General features: G+C 75.2%; 18 protein-coding genes. 7 read left to right on the forward strand and 11 right to left on the reverse strand.

The window, feature by feature from the left end:
• Positions 1–31: 31 nt before the first annotated feature.
• Positions 32–277 carry a hypothetical protein gene (locus BMW62_RS09265; protein WP_091930567.1) on the reverse strand — a complete coding sequence of 82 codons (246 nt, stop codon included), beginning with the start codon at positions 275–277 and terminating at the stop codon, positions 32–34.
• A 256-nt stretch (positions 278–533) separates the two neighbouring features.
• Between BMW62_RS09265 and BMW62_RS09270 the strand changes: the two genes are divergently transcribed.
• Together BMW62_RS09270 and BMW62_RS09275 are read left to right on the forward strand one after the other, a co-directional pair.
• A complete protein-coding gene (locus BMW62_RS09270) occupies positions 534–941 on the forward strand; it encodes a hypothetical protein (RefSeq protein ID WP_091930568.1) in 408 nt (135 codons plus the stop codon).
• A 146-nt stretch (positions 942–1,087) separates the two neighbouring features.
• Entirely contained in the window at positions 1,088–1,291 is a 204-nt protein-coding gene (locus BMW62_RS09275) for a cold-shock protein (protein WP_014377016.1), read from the forward strand.
• A gap of 248 nt (positions 1,292–1,539) precedes the next feature.
• Here the strand turns inward: BMW62_RS09275 and BMW62_RS09280 are convergent, their stop codons facing one another.
• The gene (locus BMW62_RS09280; RefSeq protein WP_091930569.1) at positions 1,540–2,016 is read right to left on the reverse strand and encodes a hypothetical protein; all 477 of its coding nucleotides are present in this window, start codon (positions 2,014–2,016) and stop codon (positions 1,540–1,542) included.
• Positions 2,013–2,738 carry a hypothetical protein gene (locus tag BMW62_RS22165; RefSeq protein WP_139206227.1) on the reverse strand — a complete coding sequence of 242 codons (726 nt, stop codon included), beginning with the start codon at positions 2,736–2,738 and terminating at the stop codon, positions 2,013–2,015. The genes BMW62_RS09280 and BMW62_RS22165 overlap by 4 nt, the downstream gene beginning before the upstream one ends.
• Before the next feature lie 175 nt (positions 2,739–2,913).
• Between BMW62_RS22165 and BMW62_RS09290 the strand changes: the two genes are divergently transcribed.
• Genes BMW62_RS09290 through msrB form a run of 3 tightly spaced genes read left to right on the forward strand, consistent with a single transcriptional unit; the run spans position 2,914 to position 6,163 of the window.
• Complete coding sequence (locus BMW62_RS09290) at positions 2,914–5,049, forward strand: sensor histidine kinase (protein ID WP_170852300.1); 2,136 nt, start codon at positions 2,914–2,916, stop codon at positions 5,047–5,049.
• Positions 5,046–5,702: a response regulator gene (locus BMW62_RS09295; protein WP_091930572.1), complete on the forward strand. Its 657-nt coding sequence runs from the start codon at positions 5,046–5,048 to the stop codon at positions 5,700–5,702. The genes BMW62_RS09290 and BMW62_RS09295 overlap by 4 nt, the downstream gene beginning before the upstream one ends.
• Before the next feature lie 41 nt (positions 5,703–5,743).
• Complete coding sequence (gene msrB / locus BMW62_RS09300; RefSeq protein ID WP_091930573.1) at positions 5,744–6,163, forward strand: peptide-methionine (R)-S-oxide reductase MsrB; 420 nt, start codon at positions 5,744–5,746, stop codon at positions 6,161–6,163.
• Positions 6,164–6,302: 139 nt separating this feature from the next.
• Here the strand turns inward: msrB and hemQ are convergent, their stop codons facing one another.
• From hemQ to hemE, 5 genes are all read right to left on the reverse strand, one after another.
• Complete coding sequence (gene hemQ / locus BMW62_RS09305) at positions 6,303–7,019, reverse strand: hydrogen peroxide-dependent heme synthase (protein WP_091930640.1); 717 nt, start codon at positions 7,017–7,019, stop codon at positions 6,303–6,305.
• 52 nt (positions 7,020–7,071) lie between these two features.
• A complete protein-coding gene (locus tag BMW62_RS09310; RefSeq protein ID WP_091930574.1) occupies positions 7,072–8,040 on the reverse strand; it encodes a hypothetical protein in 969 nt (322 codons plus the stop codon).
• Between the two features lie 43 nt (positions 8,041–8,083).
• Complete coding sequence (locus tag BMW62_RS22590; protein ID WP_170852301.1) at positions 8,084–8,245, reverse strand: hypothetical protein; 162 nt, start codon at positions 8,243–8,245, stop codon at positions 8,084–8,086.
• 64 nt (positions 8,246–8,309) lie between these two features.
• A complete protein-coding gene (gene hemG / locus BMW62_RS09315) occupies positions 8,310–9,680 on the reverse strand; it encodes a protoporphyrinogen oxidase (protein ID WP_091930575.1) in 1,371 nt (456 codons plus the stop codon).
• On the reverse strand, positions 9,677–10,729 hold the full coding sequence (gene hemE, locus BMW62_RS09320) for a uroporphyrinogen decarboxylase (RefSeq protein ID WP_091930576.1): 1,053 nt from the start codon (positions 10,727–10,729) through the stop codon (positions 9,677–9,679). The genes hemG and hemE overlap by 4 nt, the downstream gene beginning before the upstream one ends.
• A gap of 105 nt (positions 10,730–10,834) precedes the next feature.
• Here hemE and BMW62_RS09325 point away from each other — a divergent pair, with 105 nt between their 5' ends.
• Together BMW62_RS09325 and BMW62_RS09330 are read left to right on the forward strand one after the other, a co-directional pair.
• Positions 10,835–11,464, forward strand: coding sequence for a DUF3000 domain-containing protein (locus tag BMW62_RS09325; protein ID WP_091930577.1), 630 nt, complete (start codon positions 10,835–10,837; stop codon positions 11,462–11,464).
• Positions 11,465–11,494: 30 nt separating this feature from the next.
• Positions 11,495–12,844 (forward strand): ribonuclease D, encoded by a 1,350-nt coding sequence (locus BMW62_RS09330; RefSeq protein ID WP_244523930.1) that lies wholly within the window; start codon positions 11,495–11,497, stop codon positions 12,842–12,844.
• 197 nt (positions 12,845–13,041) lie between these two features.
• On the opposite strand, the gene BMW62_RS09335 is transcribed toward BMW62_RS09330, so the two are convergent.
• The 3 genes from BMW62_RS09335 to BMW62_RS09345 all read right to left on the reverse strand — a co-directional run bounded on the left by BMW62_RS09335 (position 13,042) and on the right by BMW62_RS09345 (position 16,378).
• A complete protein-coding gene (locus tag BMW62_RS09335) occupies positions 13,042–14,328 on the reverse strand; it encodes a sugar ABC transporter permease (RefSeq protein ID WP_091930578.1) in 1,287 nt (428 codons plus the stop codon).
• Between the two features lie 10 nt (positions 14,329–14,338).
• The gene (locus BMW62_RS09340) at positions 14,339–15,145 is read right to left on the reverse strand and encodes an ATP-binding cassette domain-containing protein (RefSeq protein ID WP_091930579.1); all 807 of its coding nucleotides are present in this window, start codon (positions 15,143–15,145) and stop codon (positions 14,339–14,341) included.
• A gap of 141 nt (positions 15,146–15,286) precedes the next feature.
• Positions 15,287–16,378 carry a sugar ABC transporter substrate-binding protein gene (locus BMW62_RS09345; RefSeq protein WP_091930580.1) on the reverse strand — a complete coding sequence of 364 codons (1,092 nt, stop codon included), beginning with the start codon at positions 16,376–16,378 and terminating at the stop codon, positions 15,287–15,289.
• Positions 16,379–16,549: the final 171 nt, after the last annotated feature.

Consider the following 16,549-nt stretch of genomic DNA (forward strand, 5'->3'; position numbering starts at 1 on the left):
AGGGGCGGCCCGTCGGCGTGCGCCCGCCGGGTCAGCCGGCCAACCGGCGCGCGGCCGCGCCGAGGTGGTGCGCCCGCAGCGCACCCGGCTGCCCGATCCGCCGCGTCAGCTGGGCGGCGGCCACCGCGGCGCGGAGCGCGTCGGCGGACTCGGCGAGGCGGTCGGCGAGGAGCTGGTCCAGGTCGGCGTCGTGCAGGTCCTCCACGTCGCGCAGGAAGACGGCACCGGCCGGGACGGCGGTGCGGGCGGGCACGGGCGAGGCGACGAGCTGCTGCATGGTGGTCCTCCTGGATCGGTGTGCGCCGGATCCGTCCGGCAGGTCCCACCGTCGGGGAGCACCCGCAGGGCGGTCCCGAGGGAAGCGCAGGAAAACCGCAAGACCGCCCGGCCGTGCACCGCTGCCCACCGCCGTCCTCCGCCCGGACGGCGCCGCTCCCCCGGACGGGTGAGCACCGGCGTCCGGACGCCACCGGGTGCTCCAGCGGGCGGTAGCGGTGGTCGATGCACCTGTCGACCACGGCGGAGGAGCACGGGTGAGGATCTGGTTGCTGGCGTACGGCGTGCTGTACGTCGTCGTCGAGATGGTCGGGCACCGGCTGGAGAGCATCGGCTGGCCCCGGATCACCGCCCTCGACGTCGCGACCGCGGTCACCGACGCCTTCCTCACCGTCTCGATCACCCTCGCCGTCCTGCTGGCCGGGCAGCTCCTGCTGCGCCGCTGGTCCCCGGCGGCGGTCGCCCGGCTGCGCCCGCCGGTGCCGCCGGCGCTCCTAGTGGACCGGCCGATCGGCGTCCGCTCGTGGCGCTCGGAGCCACTCGCCCTGCCGGCCGCCGCGCCCCCGCGCGACCCGTACTCGGTCGGCGCCTACGGGCCCGCGCGGATCCGCCGGGAACGGCGCGTGGCGCCCGACTTCCCCGAGGACCCGGGCCGCCTGCTCTGACCGCCGGACCACCCGCAGAAGAGTCGCAGGTCACAGTTCTGCCGCACCGGTGTCCCGATCCGGTGATCGACGGCTAGGGTTGGCGCGTCGGGAAGGCCCTGCGCTATGGCAGGACCCCGATGCACCACCTCAGCTAGGAGCGAGCAATGCCCGAAGGAACTGTCAAGTGGTTCAACGCGGAGAAGGGGTTCGGCTTCGCCACCCCCGACGGCGGCGGCCCGGACGTTTTCGTCCACTACTCGGCCATCCAGTCCAGCGGGTACCGCTCGCTCGATGAAGGCCAGCGGATCGCGTTCGACATCGAGCAGGGCCAGAAGGGCCCGCAGGCTGCGAACGTCACCCCGCTCTGATCACCTGATCAGCACCGCGCCCCCGTCCGGATCCCCGGGCGGGGGCGCTGTCGTTCGCGGGTACGTGCCGCGCGCTGTCGTTCGTGGGACCGGACGTGCCGAGCGTGTACGCCCGGGCCAGCGGAGGCGCGGTCGTTCGCATACCCGGCCGTACCCCGCCTGCGCTGCCGAGCGTGTGCGCCGGCGCGGGCTTTCCGAGCGTGGAACCGGGCGCTCGCGCACACGCAGGGCGCCAGGGCGGCCACCGCTCAGCGGGCGCGCGGCACGTACCCGCCGATGAGCGCCGACATCAGCAGCGCCCCGTCGTGCTCACCCACGGCAGCGGCCGCCTCGGCGAAGGCCCGCCAGCGCTGCCGCTCGACGTCGGTGGGCGCGTTCGCCGCCCGGGCCGCCAGCTGCTCGAGGAGCCGCTCCCACTCTCCCTGCGGCGTCGGCCAGAGCCCGGCCAGCCGGCGGGCCTCCGCCGAGATCGCGGTGATGCGCACGATGTCGCCGGCGTGGTTGGTCAGCGGCTCGATGTACCCGGCCGAGGCCAGCGCCTTCGCCGCGGCGATCACGTCCGCCTTCGGCAGCCCGCTGCCCGGCACGACCGAGCCCAGCAGGTAGGGCGCGCCGCCGTGCTTCGGCTCGTCCACCAGCCGGGCGATCGCCCGGAGCACGGGCAGGTCGCGGGTGAACCAGACGTCGGGCAGGAGGCCGTCGGGCGGCTGGGGGGCGGCGGTCACCCCGCCAGTCTCCCCCGGGGCGCGGACGCGACGGCGCCCCGCCTCCCGGGAGGGAGACGGGGCGGCGGTCGGTCGTTCAGTCGCGGGCGCCGGTGAGGTGCGGGCGGGTGGGTGGCGAGGATGACGCCCAGGGCGACGTACCCGACCAGCAGGTGCGCGGCTCCCACGTACTGGGTGATCGCGGGCAGGAGGAAGGCGGTCGGCACGGTGACCGGCGCCCAGCTCTCGGCAACCATCGGCCAGAAGCGAGCGACGCCCTGCCAGCGGCCGGCGATCGCGATGCGGACTCCCAGGGCGGCCATGCCCAGCATGGACAGCGGCCAGAAGAGGTCGATCACGAAGAAGAAGCCGGTGTCGTAGAGCCCGGGCGTGAATGCCCACATGAGCGAGGACACGATGGCCACCGAGAGCAGCCCGTGCTCGACGTGCAGCAGGCGTCGGGCCAGGCGGCCGGTGCCGATCGCACCGGTCCGCATCTGCACGGTCACCAGGAACATCAGGCCGATCTGGAAGGCGACCGCGGCCAGGTTGACGACGGTGGCCTGCCAGGTGCCGGCCGGCGGCGTCGTCCCGAGCAGGGCGCAGGCGACCGACCAGGAGCCGGCGCCGGCGGCGACCGCGACGCCGGCCCGGCGGACGAAGCCGGTCGAGGTGCCGGGCGCCGTGCCGCGTGCGGTCGCGACGTCGGTGCGGGCGGGGGCCGGGGTGGTGCTGAGGGACATCGGAGGACCTCCTGCTGGATGCGGCACCGGGTGCGCCGCGCTGGGAGAACCGTCGCGGGGACGCGTCCCGGGCTCCCAGGGCCCGCCGCCCCCGATCCGGTCCCGCGAGATGTCCCGCCCGACACGGGACACCGGCCCCGTGACGTCCGGGACGTCGGCGGGCGAGGATGCGCGCGTGCAGACACAGGCGCCGACGACCGGGCGGATCGGTGCGTCGCGGTCACAGGGCCCGCCACCACCCCCACCTCGCCGGGTCCGGGCCGGCCGGCCCGCCGCCTGGGCCGTGCTCGCCCTGTCGCTGGCCGCCTGCGCCGCCGCCGCCGTCCTGGACGTGCTGACGCCGTCCGCGGCGCGGGCCGCCGTCGAGGTCGCCCCCGGCTCGGTGGCCGCGCTCGCCGGTGTCGCCGTCGCCGTACCCGGGGCGCTGCTGCTCCTCCGGGCGCCGGGCAACGCCGTCTCCTGGGTGCTCGCCGGCACGGGGCTGTTCTGGGCGGTCGACGGCCTCGCCGAGTCGTGGCTCGCGTACGCGGTCCAGTACGACCCGGCGCTGCCCGGGGCGAGCCTCGCCTTCTGGTTCCTGCAGCGACTGGGCGCCGCGCTGCTGCTCGGGCTGCCGCTCCTGCTGCTCCTCTACCCCGACGGGCGACTGCCGGGCGGGCGGTGGCGGCCCGTCGCGATCGCCAGCCTGGCGTCCACCGCCTTCCTCCCGGCCCTTCTCCTGGTGGTCCCCGCGGAGGTCGCCTTCGCCGCCGACGACGGCGAGGTGCCCGCTGCCTTCCGCTCCCTGGACCTCGACCTGACCAGCCTGCCGCTGCCCGGCTCGGTCGCCCTCCCCCTGCTGCGGATCGCCTTCCCGATCGCCGTGCTCGGGATCGCGGTCCCCGCGGCCTCGGTGGTCCTCCGCTACCGCCGGACCACGAACGAGGACCGCCGCCGGCTGCGCTGGCTGCTCTGGGCCGCCGTCGTGGACCTCCTCGTCATGCTGGCCACGCTGCTGCTGCCGGGCGAGCCGAGCGCCATGGCCCTGATGGTCGCCGTCGCGCTGACCGGGGGCGCCGTGGCCCTCGGCATCCTGCGACCGCGGGCCGTGGACATCGACCGGCTGCTCGGCGCCACCGTCGTCTACGGCGTGCTCGGGATCGGCGTGGTGCTCCTCGACCTGGCCGTGCTGGCCGGCGCCGGCGCACTGCTGGGCGACCGGTTCGGCGAGCGCGACGCCACGCTGCTGACGCTGCTGGTCGTCGCGGCCGCGTACGTCCCCCTCCGGGCTCCGTTGTGGCGCCTGGTCCGGCGCTGGGTGCTGGGTGAGCGAGACGACCCCTACCGGGTCGTCTCGCAGCTGGCGGCGCGGCTGGAGCGGTCGGAGGGCGTCGAGGCGCAGCTCGTGGCGATCGCGGCGGCGGTCGCGGAGGCCTTCCGGTCGCCCTACGTCGGCGTGGAGGTCGACCACGCGGGTGGCGAGCGGCTGGTGGCCGAGCACGGCCGGCGCCCGGCGGCGGTGCGGTCCCTGCCCATCGCCTACCGCGGCGAGGAGGTCGGCCGGCTGCTCCTGCCCCGGGACGGCGTCCGGGCGCACCTGGTCACCCGCGACGAGGGGCTGCTGGCCGATGTCGTGCGCCAGGCGGCGGCCGCGGCGCGGGCGAGCTCCCTCGCCGCCCAGCTGCAGACCAGCCGGGAGCAGCTGGTGGCCGCGCGCGAGGAGGAGCGCCGCCGGCTGCGCCGCGACCTGCACGACGGCCTGGGCCCCAGCCTGGGCGCCGTCGTCCTCCGCATCGACACCGCCCGCAACCTGACCGCGGCGGGCCGCGCGGAGGACGCCGACCGGCTGCTCCGCGCGGCCCGGGACGACGTCGCCGGCGCCCTGGGCGACGTTCGCCGGCTGGTGCACGACCTGCGACCGCCGGCGCTGGACGACCTCGGCCTGGCCGGGGCGGTGCGCCAGCAGGCCGAGCGGCTGCTGGGCACGGGTACGGCCACCGCGGTGGCGGCGGACCCGATGGCCGATGAGCTCCCTGCCGCGGTCGAGGTCGCCGCCTACCGGATCGCGTCGGAGGCGCTGGCCAACGTCGCCCGGCACGCCCGCGCCGCCACCTGTCGGGTGGAGCTGGTCCGCGACGCCGACCGGTCCCTGGTCCTGACGGTGACCGACGACGGCGTCGGCATCCCGGAGGGTGCCCCGGCCGGGGTGGGGCTGGTGTCGCTCCGCGAACGCGCCGCCGAGCTCGGCGGCCGCTGCACGGTGTCGTGCCCGCCGGACGGCGGGACGGTGGTGCGGGCGGTCCTGCCCGCGGACGGAGGGACGACGACGTGACCGAGGTCGAGGAGCCGCTGCGGGTGGTGGTCGCCGACGACCACCCGGTCTACCGCGACGGGCTGGCCATGCTGCTCGACTCCGTCCCCGGCCTCACCGTGGTCGGCACCGCCGCCGACGGTGAGGCCGCGGTCGCCCTGGCGCTGGAGGAGCAACCCGACGTCGTCGTCATGGACGTGCAGATGCCGGGCATCGACGGGATCGAGGCGACCCGGCGGGTGACCTCGGCCTCGCCGTCGGTGGGCGTCGTCGTCCTGACCATGAGCGAGGACGACGGCACGGTCTTCGCCGCCGTCCGTGCCGGGGCGCGGGGCTACCTGCTCAAGGGCGCCGACCAGGAGGAGGTGGTGCGCGCCATCACGATGGTGGCCAACGGCGGCGCGGTGTTCGGTGCCGCGCTGGCGCGCCGGATCGCCGACTTCTTCGCCGGCGGGCCGGCCGGGCCGGAGACGGCGTTCCCGCAGCTCACCGCCCGGGAGCGCGAGGTCCTCGACCTGGTCGCCGCCGGGCGCTCCAACGCGCAGATCGCCGCCGCGCTCTACCTCTCCCCCAAGACGGTGCGCAACAACGTGTCCAACGTGCTGGCCAAGCTGCAGGTCACCGACCGGGCGCAGGCGATCGTGCGGGCCCGCGATGCCGGCCTGGGCCGCTGAGCACCGGGAATGGTGCCGCCTCGCGGCTCGTTCGACCTGGCATGACGACCTCCCCCCAGAAGCCCAAGGTCACGAAGACCGACGAGGAGTGGCGGGCGCAGCTGTCGCCGGAGGAGTACCAGGTGCTGCGCCAGGCCGGCACCGAGCGCGCCTGGACCGGCGAGTACGTCGACACCAAGACCGTCGGCGTCTACGAGTGCCGCGCGTGCGGCGCCGAGCTGTTCCGCTCGGAGACCAAGTTCGACTCGCACTGCGGCTGGCCGTCGTTCTACGAGGCCTCGGCGGAGGACAACGTGATCCTCCGCGAGGACCGCAGCTTCGGAATGGTCCGCACCGAGGTGCTGTGCGCCACCTGCCACAGCCACCTGGGCCACCTGTTCGACGACGCGCCGCAGACGCCGACCGGCGACCGCTACTGCATCAACAGCGTCTCGGTCCGATTGCAGCCGAGCACCTCGTGATCCTCCGGATCACACCGCTGAGCACATCGTGATCCTCCGGATCACACCGCGATCAGGAGCCGTCCCCGGCCACCGCTGAGCCGTTGCGCGATCGGCGTCGGAAGGCCTCCGGCCCTCGCGACGCCGATCGCCCGGCTCATCACGCCAGGTCGTGGACCAGCTCGGCGACCGGCTTGCGGACGCCGGTGTAGAACGGCACCTCCTCGCGCACGTGCCGCCGGGCGCGGCTGGCCCGCAGGTCGCGCATGAGGTCGACGATGCGGTGCAATTCGTCGGCCTCGAAGGCGAGCATCCACTCGTAGTCGCCGAGCGCGAACGCGGCGACGGTGTTGGCCCGCACGTCCGGGTAGGGCCGGGCCTGCATCCCGTGCTCCTTGAGCATGTCCCGACGCTCCTCGTCAGGCAGCAGGTACCACTCGTAGGACCGCACGAACGGGTAGACGCAGACGTAGCGCCGCGGCTCCTCCTCGGCCAGGAACGCCGGGATGTGGCTGCGGTTGAACTCCGCCGGGCGGTGCAGCGCCAGCTGCGACCACACCGGCTCCAGGTGCCGGCCCAGGGTGGTGCGGCGCAGCCGGGTGTAGGCCTCCTGCAGCGCCTCGGCGGTGGCGGCGTGCCACCACACCATGAGGTCGGCGTCGGCCCGGAACCCGGCGACGTCGTAGGTGCCGCGGACGACGACGTCCTTGCCGGCCAGCTCGGCGAACAGCTCGGTCACCTCGGCGGCGACGTGGTGCCGCCGCTCGTCCTCCAGCGGGCGGGTCAGGCGGAACACCGACCACATCGTGTAGCGGATCGTGGCGTTGAGCTCGTTGGCCCGCTTGCCGATGCTGCGTTCCTCGACCTGGTCGCTCATGCCGCCCATTGTCGCGCGCGCGGCGGCGCCGCAGGCCTCGAGGGTCTGTGATCTACCGCGGGACGGCGACCAGCGGCGGCCGCGACCGGCCGGGCAGGCAGGCCGCGGCGGCGAGGCCGAGCGCGACGGCGTCCTCGAGCAGGGCGGCCTGCAGGTCGGGCATGCGCGACGCCGCCCAGCGGCGCCACCGCAGGCCGCCGACGCTGCCGGCGAGACCGCCGGCCACCGCCGCCACGAGGGGCAGCGCGCCGTTGACGCGCTCGCGCGCGGCCAGCGACGTCCCGCCGACCGCCGCCGCGACCAGCCGCCCGCCCAGCGCGCCGGGCTGCGTGCGATCGGGGGTGGCCGGGTGCTTGTCGGCCACCAGCTCCCCCGCCAGCGACGCCAGCGCGACCACCCGGGCGGGCCGCGACCGGTGCCCAGGGGCACCTGGCCGGGTGGGTGCGGTCAGCGCCGGCCCGGCGAAGCCGAGCGAGCTCCGACCCCCCGTCGCCACGCCGAGCAGCAGCGCCCTGGCGGTCAGGGCCGCCGGAGGCGGCACCGGGGCGGCCCGCTCGGCGTCGGTGGGCACGCTCTCCAGCACCGTCTGCACCGCGGCCCCGTACGCCAGGTGCGGGAGGACGTCGGCGAGCCACTCCTCCCGGCCCCAGGTGCGCGGGTCCTCGACCCCGAGCGCGGCGACCGCGCCGTCGGTGAGGGCCATCGACGTGCCGCCGGCGACGAGCGCACCGAGGGGCGCGGGGAAGCGCACCCCCGCCGAGCGCAGGGCGCTGGCCAGCACGCCGCTCGCCAGCCCGTTGCCGATCCCGGTGAGCGCACCCAGGGCGCTGCGCCGGTTGCGGCGGACCTGTCCGCGGCCGGGGACGTCGCGGTCGAGCGCGGCCGCGGCGGCGTCGACGGTGCGCTCCGGCACCGAACTGGCCGGCCGACCGCGGAGGGCCATGTCGAGGGAGGTGGCGGCGTCCAGGACGACGGTGCCCAGGGCGCCGGCCGCCAGGCCGCGGAGGAAGGTGCCGGTCATCCCCCGACCCTGTGGGGCGGCGGTGCCCTTGGCAACCCGGGGGTCAGCCGGCGGGTCGTTCCCCGGTCGCGGCAGCGCGGCGCGGCGACGGCACGCGGTGCGCCTCGCGGCAGTCGGCGCAGGCGGCCATCCAGACGTGGTGGCGCAGGCAGCGGGAGGTGGTGGTGGGCTTCTGGTCGTGGGAGTGGAGGTGGGTCGTGCTCACCCCGGTCCCAACACCACGACCCCACCGGCGATGCCCCGCCCGGCCCGTGGCCCGCGCCACCGTTTCACGCCAGCGCGTCGACCGCCCGGTGGGCGTCGCGGATGCACGCCGGCAGACCCACCCCGGCGAAGGCCGCCCCCGCGATGCCGAGCCCCGGCACCCCCGCGACGGCGGCGCGCACGGCGTCCACCCGCGCCTGGTGTCCCACGAGGTACTGCGGCAGGCCACCGCCCCACCGGACGACGGCGGTCTCCAGCGGCTCGGGACGCGACAGCCCGAGCAGGTCGGCGACGTCGGCGACCACCGCGGCAGCCAGGTCCTCGTCGGTGCGCTGCAGCTCGGACTCGTCGCGGAACCGGCCCACCGACGAGCGCACGAGCAGGGCATCCCCGCCCAGGTGCGGCCACTTGCTCGAGGAGACGGTCACGCCCTTCACCAGCCGGCGGGTCACCGGGGGCACCAGCAGCCCGCTGCCGGCGTCGACCTGCTGGGCGGGGAACGCCATGGCGACCACGGCCATCGAGGCGTACGGGATGCCCTGCAGCGGCTGCACCGCGCCGGACGCGACACCGGCCAGCAGCCGGGCGGCCTTGCCGGCGGGAACGGTGACCAGGACGGCGTCGGCGGTCAGCACCTCCGGCGTCCCCACCGGGCCCACCGAGACCTCCAGACCCGCGGCGGTCCGCCGGATGCCGTGCGCCGGGGTGCGCAGCCGGACCTCGGCACGCGATGCGGCGACCAGCGCCGCGGGCAGCGCGCCGATGCCCTCGTCGACGGTCGCGAACACCGGGCCGTCGACGTCGCCGCGGCTGCGGCTGCCGGCGTCCCGGGCGGCCGCGGCGGCGGCCAGCACCGAGGCGGAGCCGGGCAGGTGGGCGAACAGGGCCGGCATCGTCGCCTGCAGGGAGAGCTCGTCGGCCCGGCCGGCGTAGACGCCGCCCAGCAGCGGCTCGACCAGCCGGTCGACCACCTCGTCGCCGAGCCGCTCGCGGAGCAGCGCGCCGACGGCGACGTCGCCGTCCACCGCCGGCGGGGGCAGTGCTGCCTCCGCCCGGACGCGGGCGACACCCGCGGGCGACAGGATCCCGTCGAGGCCGTCCGCCGAGGCCGGCACCCCGAGCACGGTGCCGGCCGGGAGCGGGAACCGGCCCTCGGGCAGCACGACGGCGGCCTGGGTGGTCGCCGGCGCGACCAGCCGGTCACCCCAGCCGAGGGCCTCGACCAGCCCGACCGCCTCCGGGACGCGGGCCAGCACAGCCTCGGGCCCGGTGTCGTACCAGTGGCCGGCCAGCTCGATGCGGTGCAGCTTCCCGCCGACGCGGTCGCCGGCCTCCAGCACGACGATCTCGTCGTCCGGGCGCCGGCGGCGCCACTCGAAGGCGGCGGCCAGGCCGGTGATGCCGGCACCGACCACGACCAGGCGGGAGGGAGTCACCGGGCCGTGAGCTCGTGGACCAGCTCGACGACGTGGGTCAGCACGTCCGGATCGGTCTCGGGCAGCACGCCGTGGCCGAGGTTGAAGATGTGCCCGCGGGCCCCCTTCGCCTGTTCGACGACGCGGCGCACCTCCCGGTCGACGGTCGCCCGGTCGGCCAGCAGGACGGCGGGGTCGAGGTTGCCCTGCAGCGACCGCCCCGGCCCCACGCGCCGCACGGCCTCGTCGAGCGGCACCCGCCAGTCCACCCCGACGACGTCGGCGCCGGCGTCCCCGATGAGCGGCAGCAGCTCGCCGGTGCCCACGCCGAAGTGGATGCGGGGGACGTCCCTCTCCCCCAGCCCGTCGAAGGCCGCCCGCGAGTGGGGCAGCACCCGCTCGGCGTAGTCGGCGGCCGAGAGCACGCCGGCCCACGAGTCGAACAGCTGGACCGCCGAGGCGCCGGCGTCGATCTGGGCGCACAGGAAGGTCGACGACGACACCGAGAGCTTCTGCAGCAGCCGCGACCACGCCTCCGGCTCGGCGTACATGAACGCCTTGGTGCGGGCGTGCTCCTTGGAGGGCCCGCCCTCGATGAGGTAGGTGGCGAGCGTGAACGGTGCCCCGGCGAAGCCGATGAGCGGGGTGGGCCCGAGCTCGGCGACCAGCGCGCGCACCGCCGTCTGCAGGAACCCGAGCCGGTCGGGCTCGAGGTCGGGGAGGGCGTCGACGTCGGCGACGGTCCGCACGGGGCTCGCGACGACCGGTCCGACGCCCGGCTTGATCTCGATGTCCACACCGGCCACCACGAGCGGCAGGACGATGTCGGAGAAGAAGATGGCCGCGTCCACGCCGTGCCGGCGGACCGGCTGCAGGGTGATCTCGGTGATCAGGTCGGGGTCCTGGCAGGCGTCGAGCATCCTGGTGCCGGCGCGCAGGGCCCGGTACTCGGGGAGCGAGCGGCCGGCCTGGCGCATGAACCAGACCGGGGTGCGGCTCACCGGGAGGCCACGGGCGGCACGGACGAGATCGGAATCGGCCGGGGACGCCGAGGCGGGAGCGGGACTCACGACCGCCGATCCTCCCAGACCGCCGGGTGGCACCGCGTCGCCGCGTCCGCACGCCCGTGCGGCGCGTCGGCGCCGCCGTGCCGCGTCCCGGCCTACTCTGCGGACGTGGAGCCGCGCAACCTGGCCGATGCCGGGGACCGGGACCGGGACGTCGACGTCCCGGCCGCCTTCCGCGCTGCCCTGGAGTCGCTGGCCGCGGTGCGGGTGCGCCCGGAGATCGAGCTCGGCCGCATCCCCGCCCCGCAGCGCCTGGCGCCCCATGCGTTCGCGCTCGGCGCCCGGGTGGCCGATCCCGAGGCCGAGGACGAGGACGACGCCGAAATCGCCAGCGCGCGGTTCATCGTGCTGTTCGACCCCGAGGGCCACGAGGCCTGGCACGGCACCACCCGCTGCGTCGGCTATCTGTCCGCCGCGACCGACGAGGAGCTGGTGGACGACGCCATGTTCTCCGAGGTGGCCTGGAGCTGGCTGACCGACGCCCTCGGCGACTCCGGCGCCACGCACCACACGGTCGGCGGCACCGTCACCCGCACCGCATCGACGCGCTTCGGTGAGCTCGCCGGCCCCGAGCACTCGGTCGACGTCGAGATGCGCGCCTCCTGGACGGCCGGGGACAGCGACCTCGCCTGCCACCTGGCGGCCTGGCTGGAGGTGCTGGGCAACGCCGCGGGGCTCCCACCGCCCGGCGTCCGGCTCCTGGGTCCCTCCGACCGGGTCGGCAGCGAGACTCTCTAACATCGGTGCGGCACAGCGGCACGGAGCCCGTTGAGCCGGTGCTCCTCCTCGGATCGGCGCGGTCGTCGCCCTCCCGGCCCGGGCGCCGGTGGACCGAAGGACGAGGACCGGCAAGAAGGTGGACGGCAACTGAGCACCGAGCCCACTCCCCGGCCACCGCAGGACCCGGCGGCCGCCGAGACCCCCGAGGCGACCCCGCTGCTGGCCCCCCGCGACGGCCTGCCGCCGGTCATCGAGACCTCCACGCAGCTGGTCGGGTACGCCGAGGCGCTCCGCGCGGGCACCGGCCCGGTCGCCGTCGACGCCGAGCGCGCCTCCGGCTACCGGTACGGCCAGCGCGCCTACCTGGTGCAGCTGCGGCGCGCCGGCTCCGGCACCGGCCTGCTCGATCCGATCCCGCTGCCGGACCTCTCGGTGCTCCAGGCCGCGATCGCCGACGCCGAGTGGGTGCTGCACGCGGCCAACCAGGACCTGCCCTGCCTCGCCGAGATCGGGCTGACCCCCGCGCGCATCTTCGACACCGAGCTCGCCGCCCGCCTGGCCGGGCTGCCGCGGGTGGGGCTGGGCGCCGTCGTCGAGTCGCTGCTGGGCTTCTCGCTGCAGAAGGGGCACTCCGCCGCCGACTGGAGCACCCGCCCGCTGCCGGAGGAGTGGCTGGTCTACGCCGCGCTCGACGTCGAGGTGCTGGTCGACCTCCGCGACGCGCTGGCCGCCATCCTCGAGGAGCAGGGGAAGACCGAGTGGGCGCGGCAGGAGTTCGAGGCCATCCTCGCCGCCGGCCCGCCAGCCCCGCGGCAGGACCCGTGGCGGCGCACGTCCGGGGTGCACGGGCTGCGCAGCCGCCGCCAGCTCGGCATGCTGCGGGCCATCTGGGAGGCGCGCGACGAGCTGGCCCGCAAGCGGGACGTCGCGCCCGGCCGGGTGCTGCCCGACTCGGCGATGGTCGCCGCCGTCCAGGCCGATCCGAAGAACGAGGGTGCCCTGCTCGAGCTGCCGGTGTTCCGCGGCAGGGCCAACCGCCGGCTGGTGGCGCACTGGTACAACGCCCTGGCGCATGGCAAGGCACTGCCCGAGGACGAGCTGCCGCTGCACAGCAGGCCCGGCGACGGTCCACCGCCGGTGAACCGGTGGGCCGACCGCGACCCCGCGGCCGCCACCCGGCTGCAGGTGGTACGGGCCGGGCTGGCCGAGCTGTCGGAGAAGCACTCCGTGCCGGTGGAGAACATCCTCTCCCCCGACCTGGTGCGGCGGATCATGTGGAGCCCGCCGGAGCCGCGCGAGCCGGCCGCCGTGGCCGAGGCGCTGCGGGCCGGTGGCGCCCGCGGGTGGCAGGTCGAGCTCACCCGCGACCTGCTCGCCGACGCCGTCACCCGCGCCTGACGCCCTCTGGGCATAGGAAGCTCTACCTACGGATCGCGTCGCCGATCTGCAGGTAAAGCTTCCTATGCCTTCGCCGGGGCCGGGGGCCGTGACCAGTGCACACGCCGACGCCGGCGCCGTCCGCGGGGTGCGGACGACGCCGGCGTCGGCGTGGTCACCTGCCGCCCGCCGGCGCTGAGCACGGCGGGCGGCAGGGGTCATCGTCGGGCGGTGGCGGCCCGTCGGCGGGCGAGCGCGTCGACGCTCGCGGCGAGCAGCAGCACCCCGCCGGTGATGATGAAGTTCAGGTACGCCGCGACCCCGAGCAGCCCCAGCCCGTTGGCGATGATCGCGATGACCAGACCACCCAGGACGGCGTCCCGGGCCCGCCCGCGCCCGCCGAAGAGGCTGGTGCCACCGATGACGGCGGCACCGACCGCGTAGAGCAGGGTGTTGCCCGCACCGGCGTCGGGCGTGACCGAGCTCAGCCGCGAGGTGGCCAGGATGCCGCTGATCGCTGCCAGGCTGGACGAGATCACGAAGGCCAGCACCCGGATGCGGGTCACGTTGATGCCGGCGCGGCGCGCGGCCTCGGCGTTGCCGCCGACGGCGTAGACGTGCCGGCCGAAGCTGGTCCGCGACAGCACGAACGTCAGGACGAGCAGCAGGAACACGACCAGCGGGACCGCGTACGGGATGCCGGCGAGGTCGATGGCGGCGGCCAGCGCCCGGTCGACGCTGAGGATGGCCGTCACCGTGAACACGACGGCCGCGATCACGACGATGCGCAGCACCACCAGGGCCAGGGGCTGGTGCGCCAGGCCGCGGGTGCGCTGCGAGCGCCACCGCCAGAACTCCACCCCGGCGTAGGCGACGACGACCAGCACGGCCAGGATCCAGCCGAGGGTGACCGGCAGGTTCTCGTTGGCCAGTGCCCGGATGACCGGCTCGCGCACGGGCACGGTGCCGCCCTGCCCGATCAGCCGCAGGGTGACGCCCTGGAAGCCGAGGAACAGCGCGAGGGTCACCACGAAGGACGGGATGCCGACGATGCCGACCAGGCTGCCGGTGAAGCCGCCGATGATGGCGCCGGCCGCGATCGCGCCCAGGACCGCGATCGGCCAGGCCACCCCCGCCTGCACCAGCAGCTGGGCCAGCACCGCCGAGCAGACGCCGCTGACCACACCGGCGGAGAGATCGATCTCGCCCAGCAGCAGGACGAAGACCAGTCCCATCGCCAGCACGATGATCGGCGTCGCCTGGACCAGGAGGTTGGAGAGGTTCAGCGGCGTCAGGAAGGTGCCGGGGCGCAGCACCGTGAACAGGATGCCCAGCACGACGATGCCGAGGACGGCGGGCAGCGCACCGAGGTCGCCGGCCCGGAGCTTGTTCAGGTAGCCGCGGACGGCGCCGCCCACGGTGTTGTCCTGCCGGTCGCCCTCGAAGCCCGCGGCCGGCTTGTGCGGCCCGCTCGCCTCGGCGGCGGTCAGGGTGTTGCTCGACATGGGGGTCCTCTCAGTCCTCGAGCGCGTCCGGCGCGAGCCCCAGCTCGCCGGAGCGTCCGGAGGTGATCAGCTCGATGACCTGGGTGCGGTCGACGTCGGAGATGGCGACGTCGGCGGCGACGCGGCCCAGGTACAGCGCGGCGACGCGGTCGGCGACCTCGAAGACGTCGACCATGTTGTGGGTGATGAAGACGACGGCGTGACCGGTGTCTGCCAGCCGGCGGACGAGGTCGAGCACCTGCCGGGTCTGGGCGACGCCGAGCGCGGCGGTCGGCTCGTCGAGGATGACGAGCTTGGACTCCCAGAGGACGGCCTTGGCGATCGCCACGGTCTGCCGCTGGCCACCGGACAGGCTGGACACCAGCTGGCGCACCGACTTCAGCGTGCGCACCGAGAGCTTGGTGAGGGTGTCCCGCGCGGCCTCCTCCATCGAGGCCTCGTCGAGGACCACGCCGCGCGTGCGCTCGCGGCCCAGGAACATGTTCTGGACGACGTCGAGGTTGTCGGCGAGCGCGAGGTCCTGGTAGACGACCTCGATGCCGAGGCGGGCGGCGTCGCGCGGGCCGTTCAGCTGCACCGGCTCGCCCTCGAACTCGACGGTGCCCGAGTCGACCGGGTGGATGCCGGCGATGGCCTTGATCAGCGTGCTCTTGCCGGCCCCGTTGTCGCCGACCAGCGCGGTGACCGTGCCGGGGTAGACGTCGAGGTGGACGTCGTGCAGGACCTGGACGGCCCCGAAGCTCTTGTTGACCCCCCGCAGGCTGAGCGTGGGCCGCTCGAGGGTCGAGGTGGGAGGGGTCTGTTCGGGTGCGGACACCGCTGCGTCCTTCCAGCAGGGAACGGTCCGGAGACCGTGGGCGGGACGATAGGGCGCCTGCCGCCCCGGGGCGAACCGGGGTCGGCAGGGCGGAAGCACGCGGCCGGGGCACCCGCGGAACGGGCACCCCGGCCGGATGGCTCAGGAGATTCCCAGCTCCGTGCAGGCAGCGGCGAACTCACCGGTGCAGACATCCTCGGCGGACTGGTAGCCGTCGTCGATGACCTGCTTCACGTTGTCCCGGAAGATCGACACCGGCTCGAGCAGCACCGAGGGGACCTCGCGGTCGCCCTCGGGGTCCTCGACCGAGCCGGCGACGGTCGGCTCCTGACCCCGGACCAGTTCGACGGCCAGGTCGGCCAGGGCCTGCGCCTCCTCGGCGATCGGCTTGTAGACGGTCATGCACTGCTCGCCCGCGAGGATGTTCTGCAGCCCCTCGACCGTGGCGTCCTGACCGGTCACCGGCACCTGCCCGGCCACGTTGTTGCGGGCCAGGATCGAGACCACGGCGTTGGCCAGGCCGTCGTTGGCGGCCAGCACGCCCTGGATGTCACCGCCGGCCTGGGTGTACATCTGCTCGAAGATCGTGGCGGCCTGCTGGTTGTCCCACTCCGGCACGGCCTGCTCGGCGACCTGCGTGTACTGGTCCATGTCGTCGAGGACCTCGTGCGCGCCCTGCGAGAAGAGGGTGGCGTTGTTGTCGTCGGGCGAGCCGTTGAGGAAGGCGATGTTCGCCGGCTCGTCGCCGAGGCACTGCGCCAGGCCCTCGCCCTGGAGGCGGCCGACCTCGGTGTTGTCGAACGAGACGTAGTAGTCGCTCTCGCCGCCGAGGGTCAGGCGGTCGTAGTCGATCGTCTGGACGCCCTGGCTCTCGGCCTGGCGCTGGATCGCCGCGCCGGAGGCCGAGTCGAGGTTCGTGATCGCCAGGACGGTGACGCCCTCGGTGATCATCTGCTCGGCGATCGTGTTCATCCGCTGGGCGTCGCCCTGCGCGTTCTGGATGTCGTACTCGACACCGGCCTCCTCGAAGGCGGCCTCGAGCAGCGGGCGGTCGGCCGACTCCCAGCGGGCCGAGGAGGCGGTGTCGGGGAGGATCACGCCGACCTTGCCCGCGGCGGCCTCGCCACCGCCGCCGCCGCCGTTGCCACCGCTGCTGTCGTCGCCACCACACGCGGCCAGCCCGAAGACCAGGGCCGCAGCGATCGCCGTCGTCACCGTGCGCCGTCGCGCCATGAGAGGGACCTCTATTTCGTTGGGGTTACAGAGAAATTCCGGCGGGTCATCTTGCGCGCCGCGTCCCTGTGACCGCAAGCACACCCCTTCACCGTTGCCGGACCGTGATCCGGGACCCCCCTCGTCCGGGGGCCGTGCCGCGCTTGGCCGGTGGGTTACCGACGGGTAACT

The organism is Blastococcus sp. DSM 46786 (assembly GCF_900109665.1).
Classification (GTDB): Bacteria; Actinomycetota; Actinomycetes; order Mycobacteriales; family Geodermatophilaceae; genus Blastococcus; species Blastococcus carthaginiensis.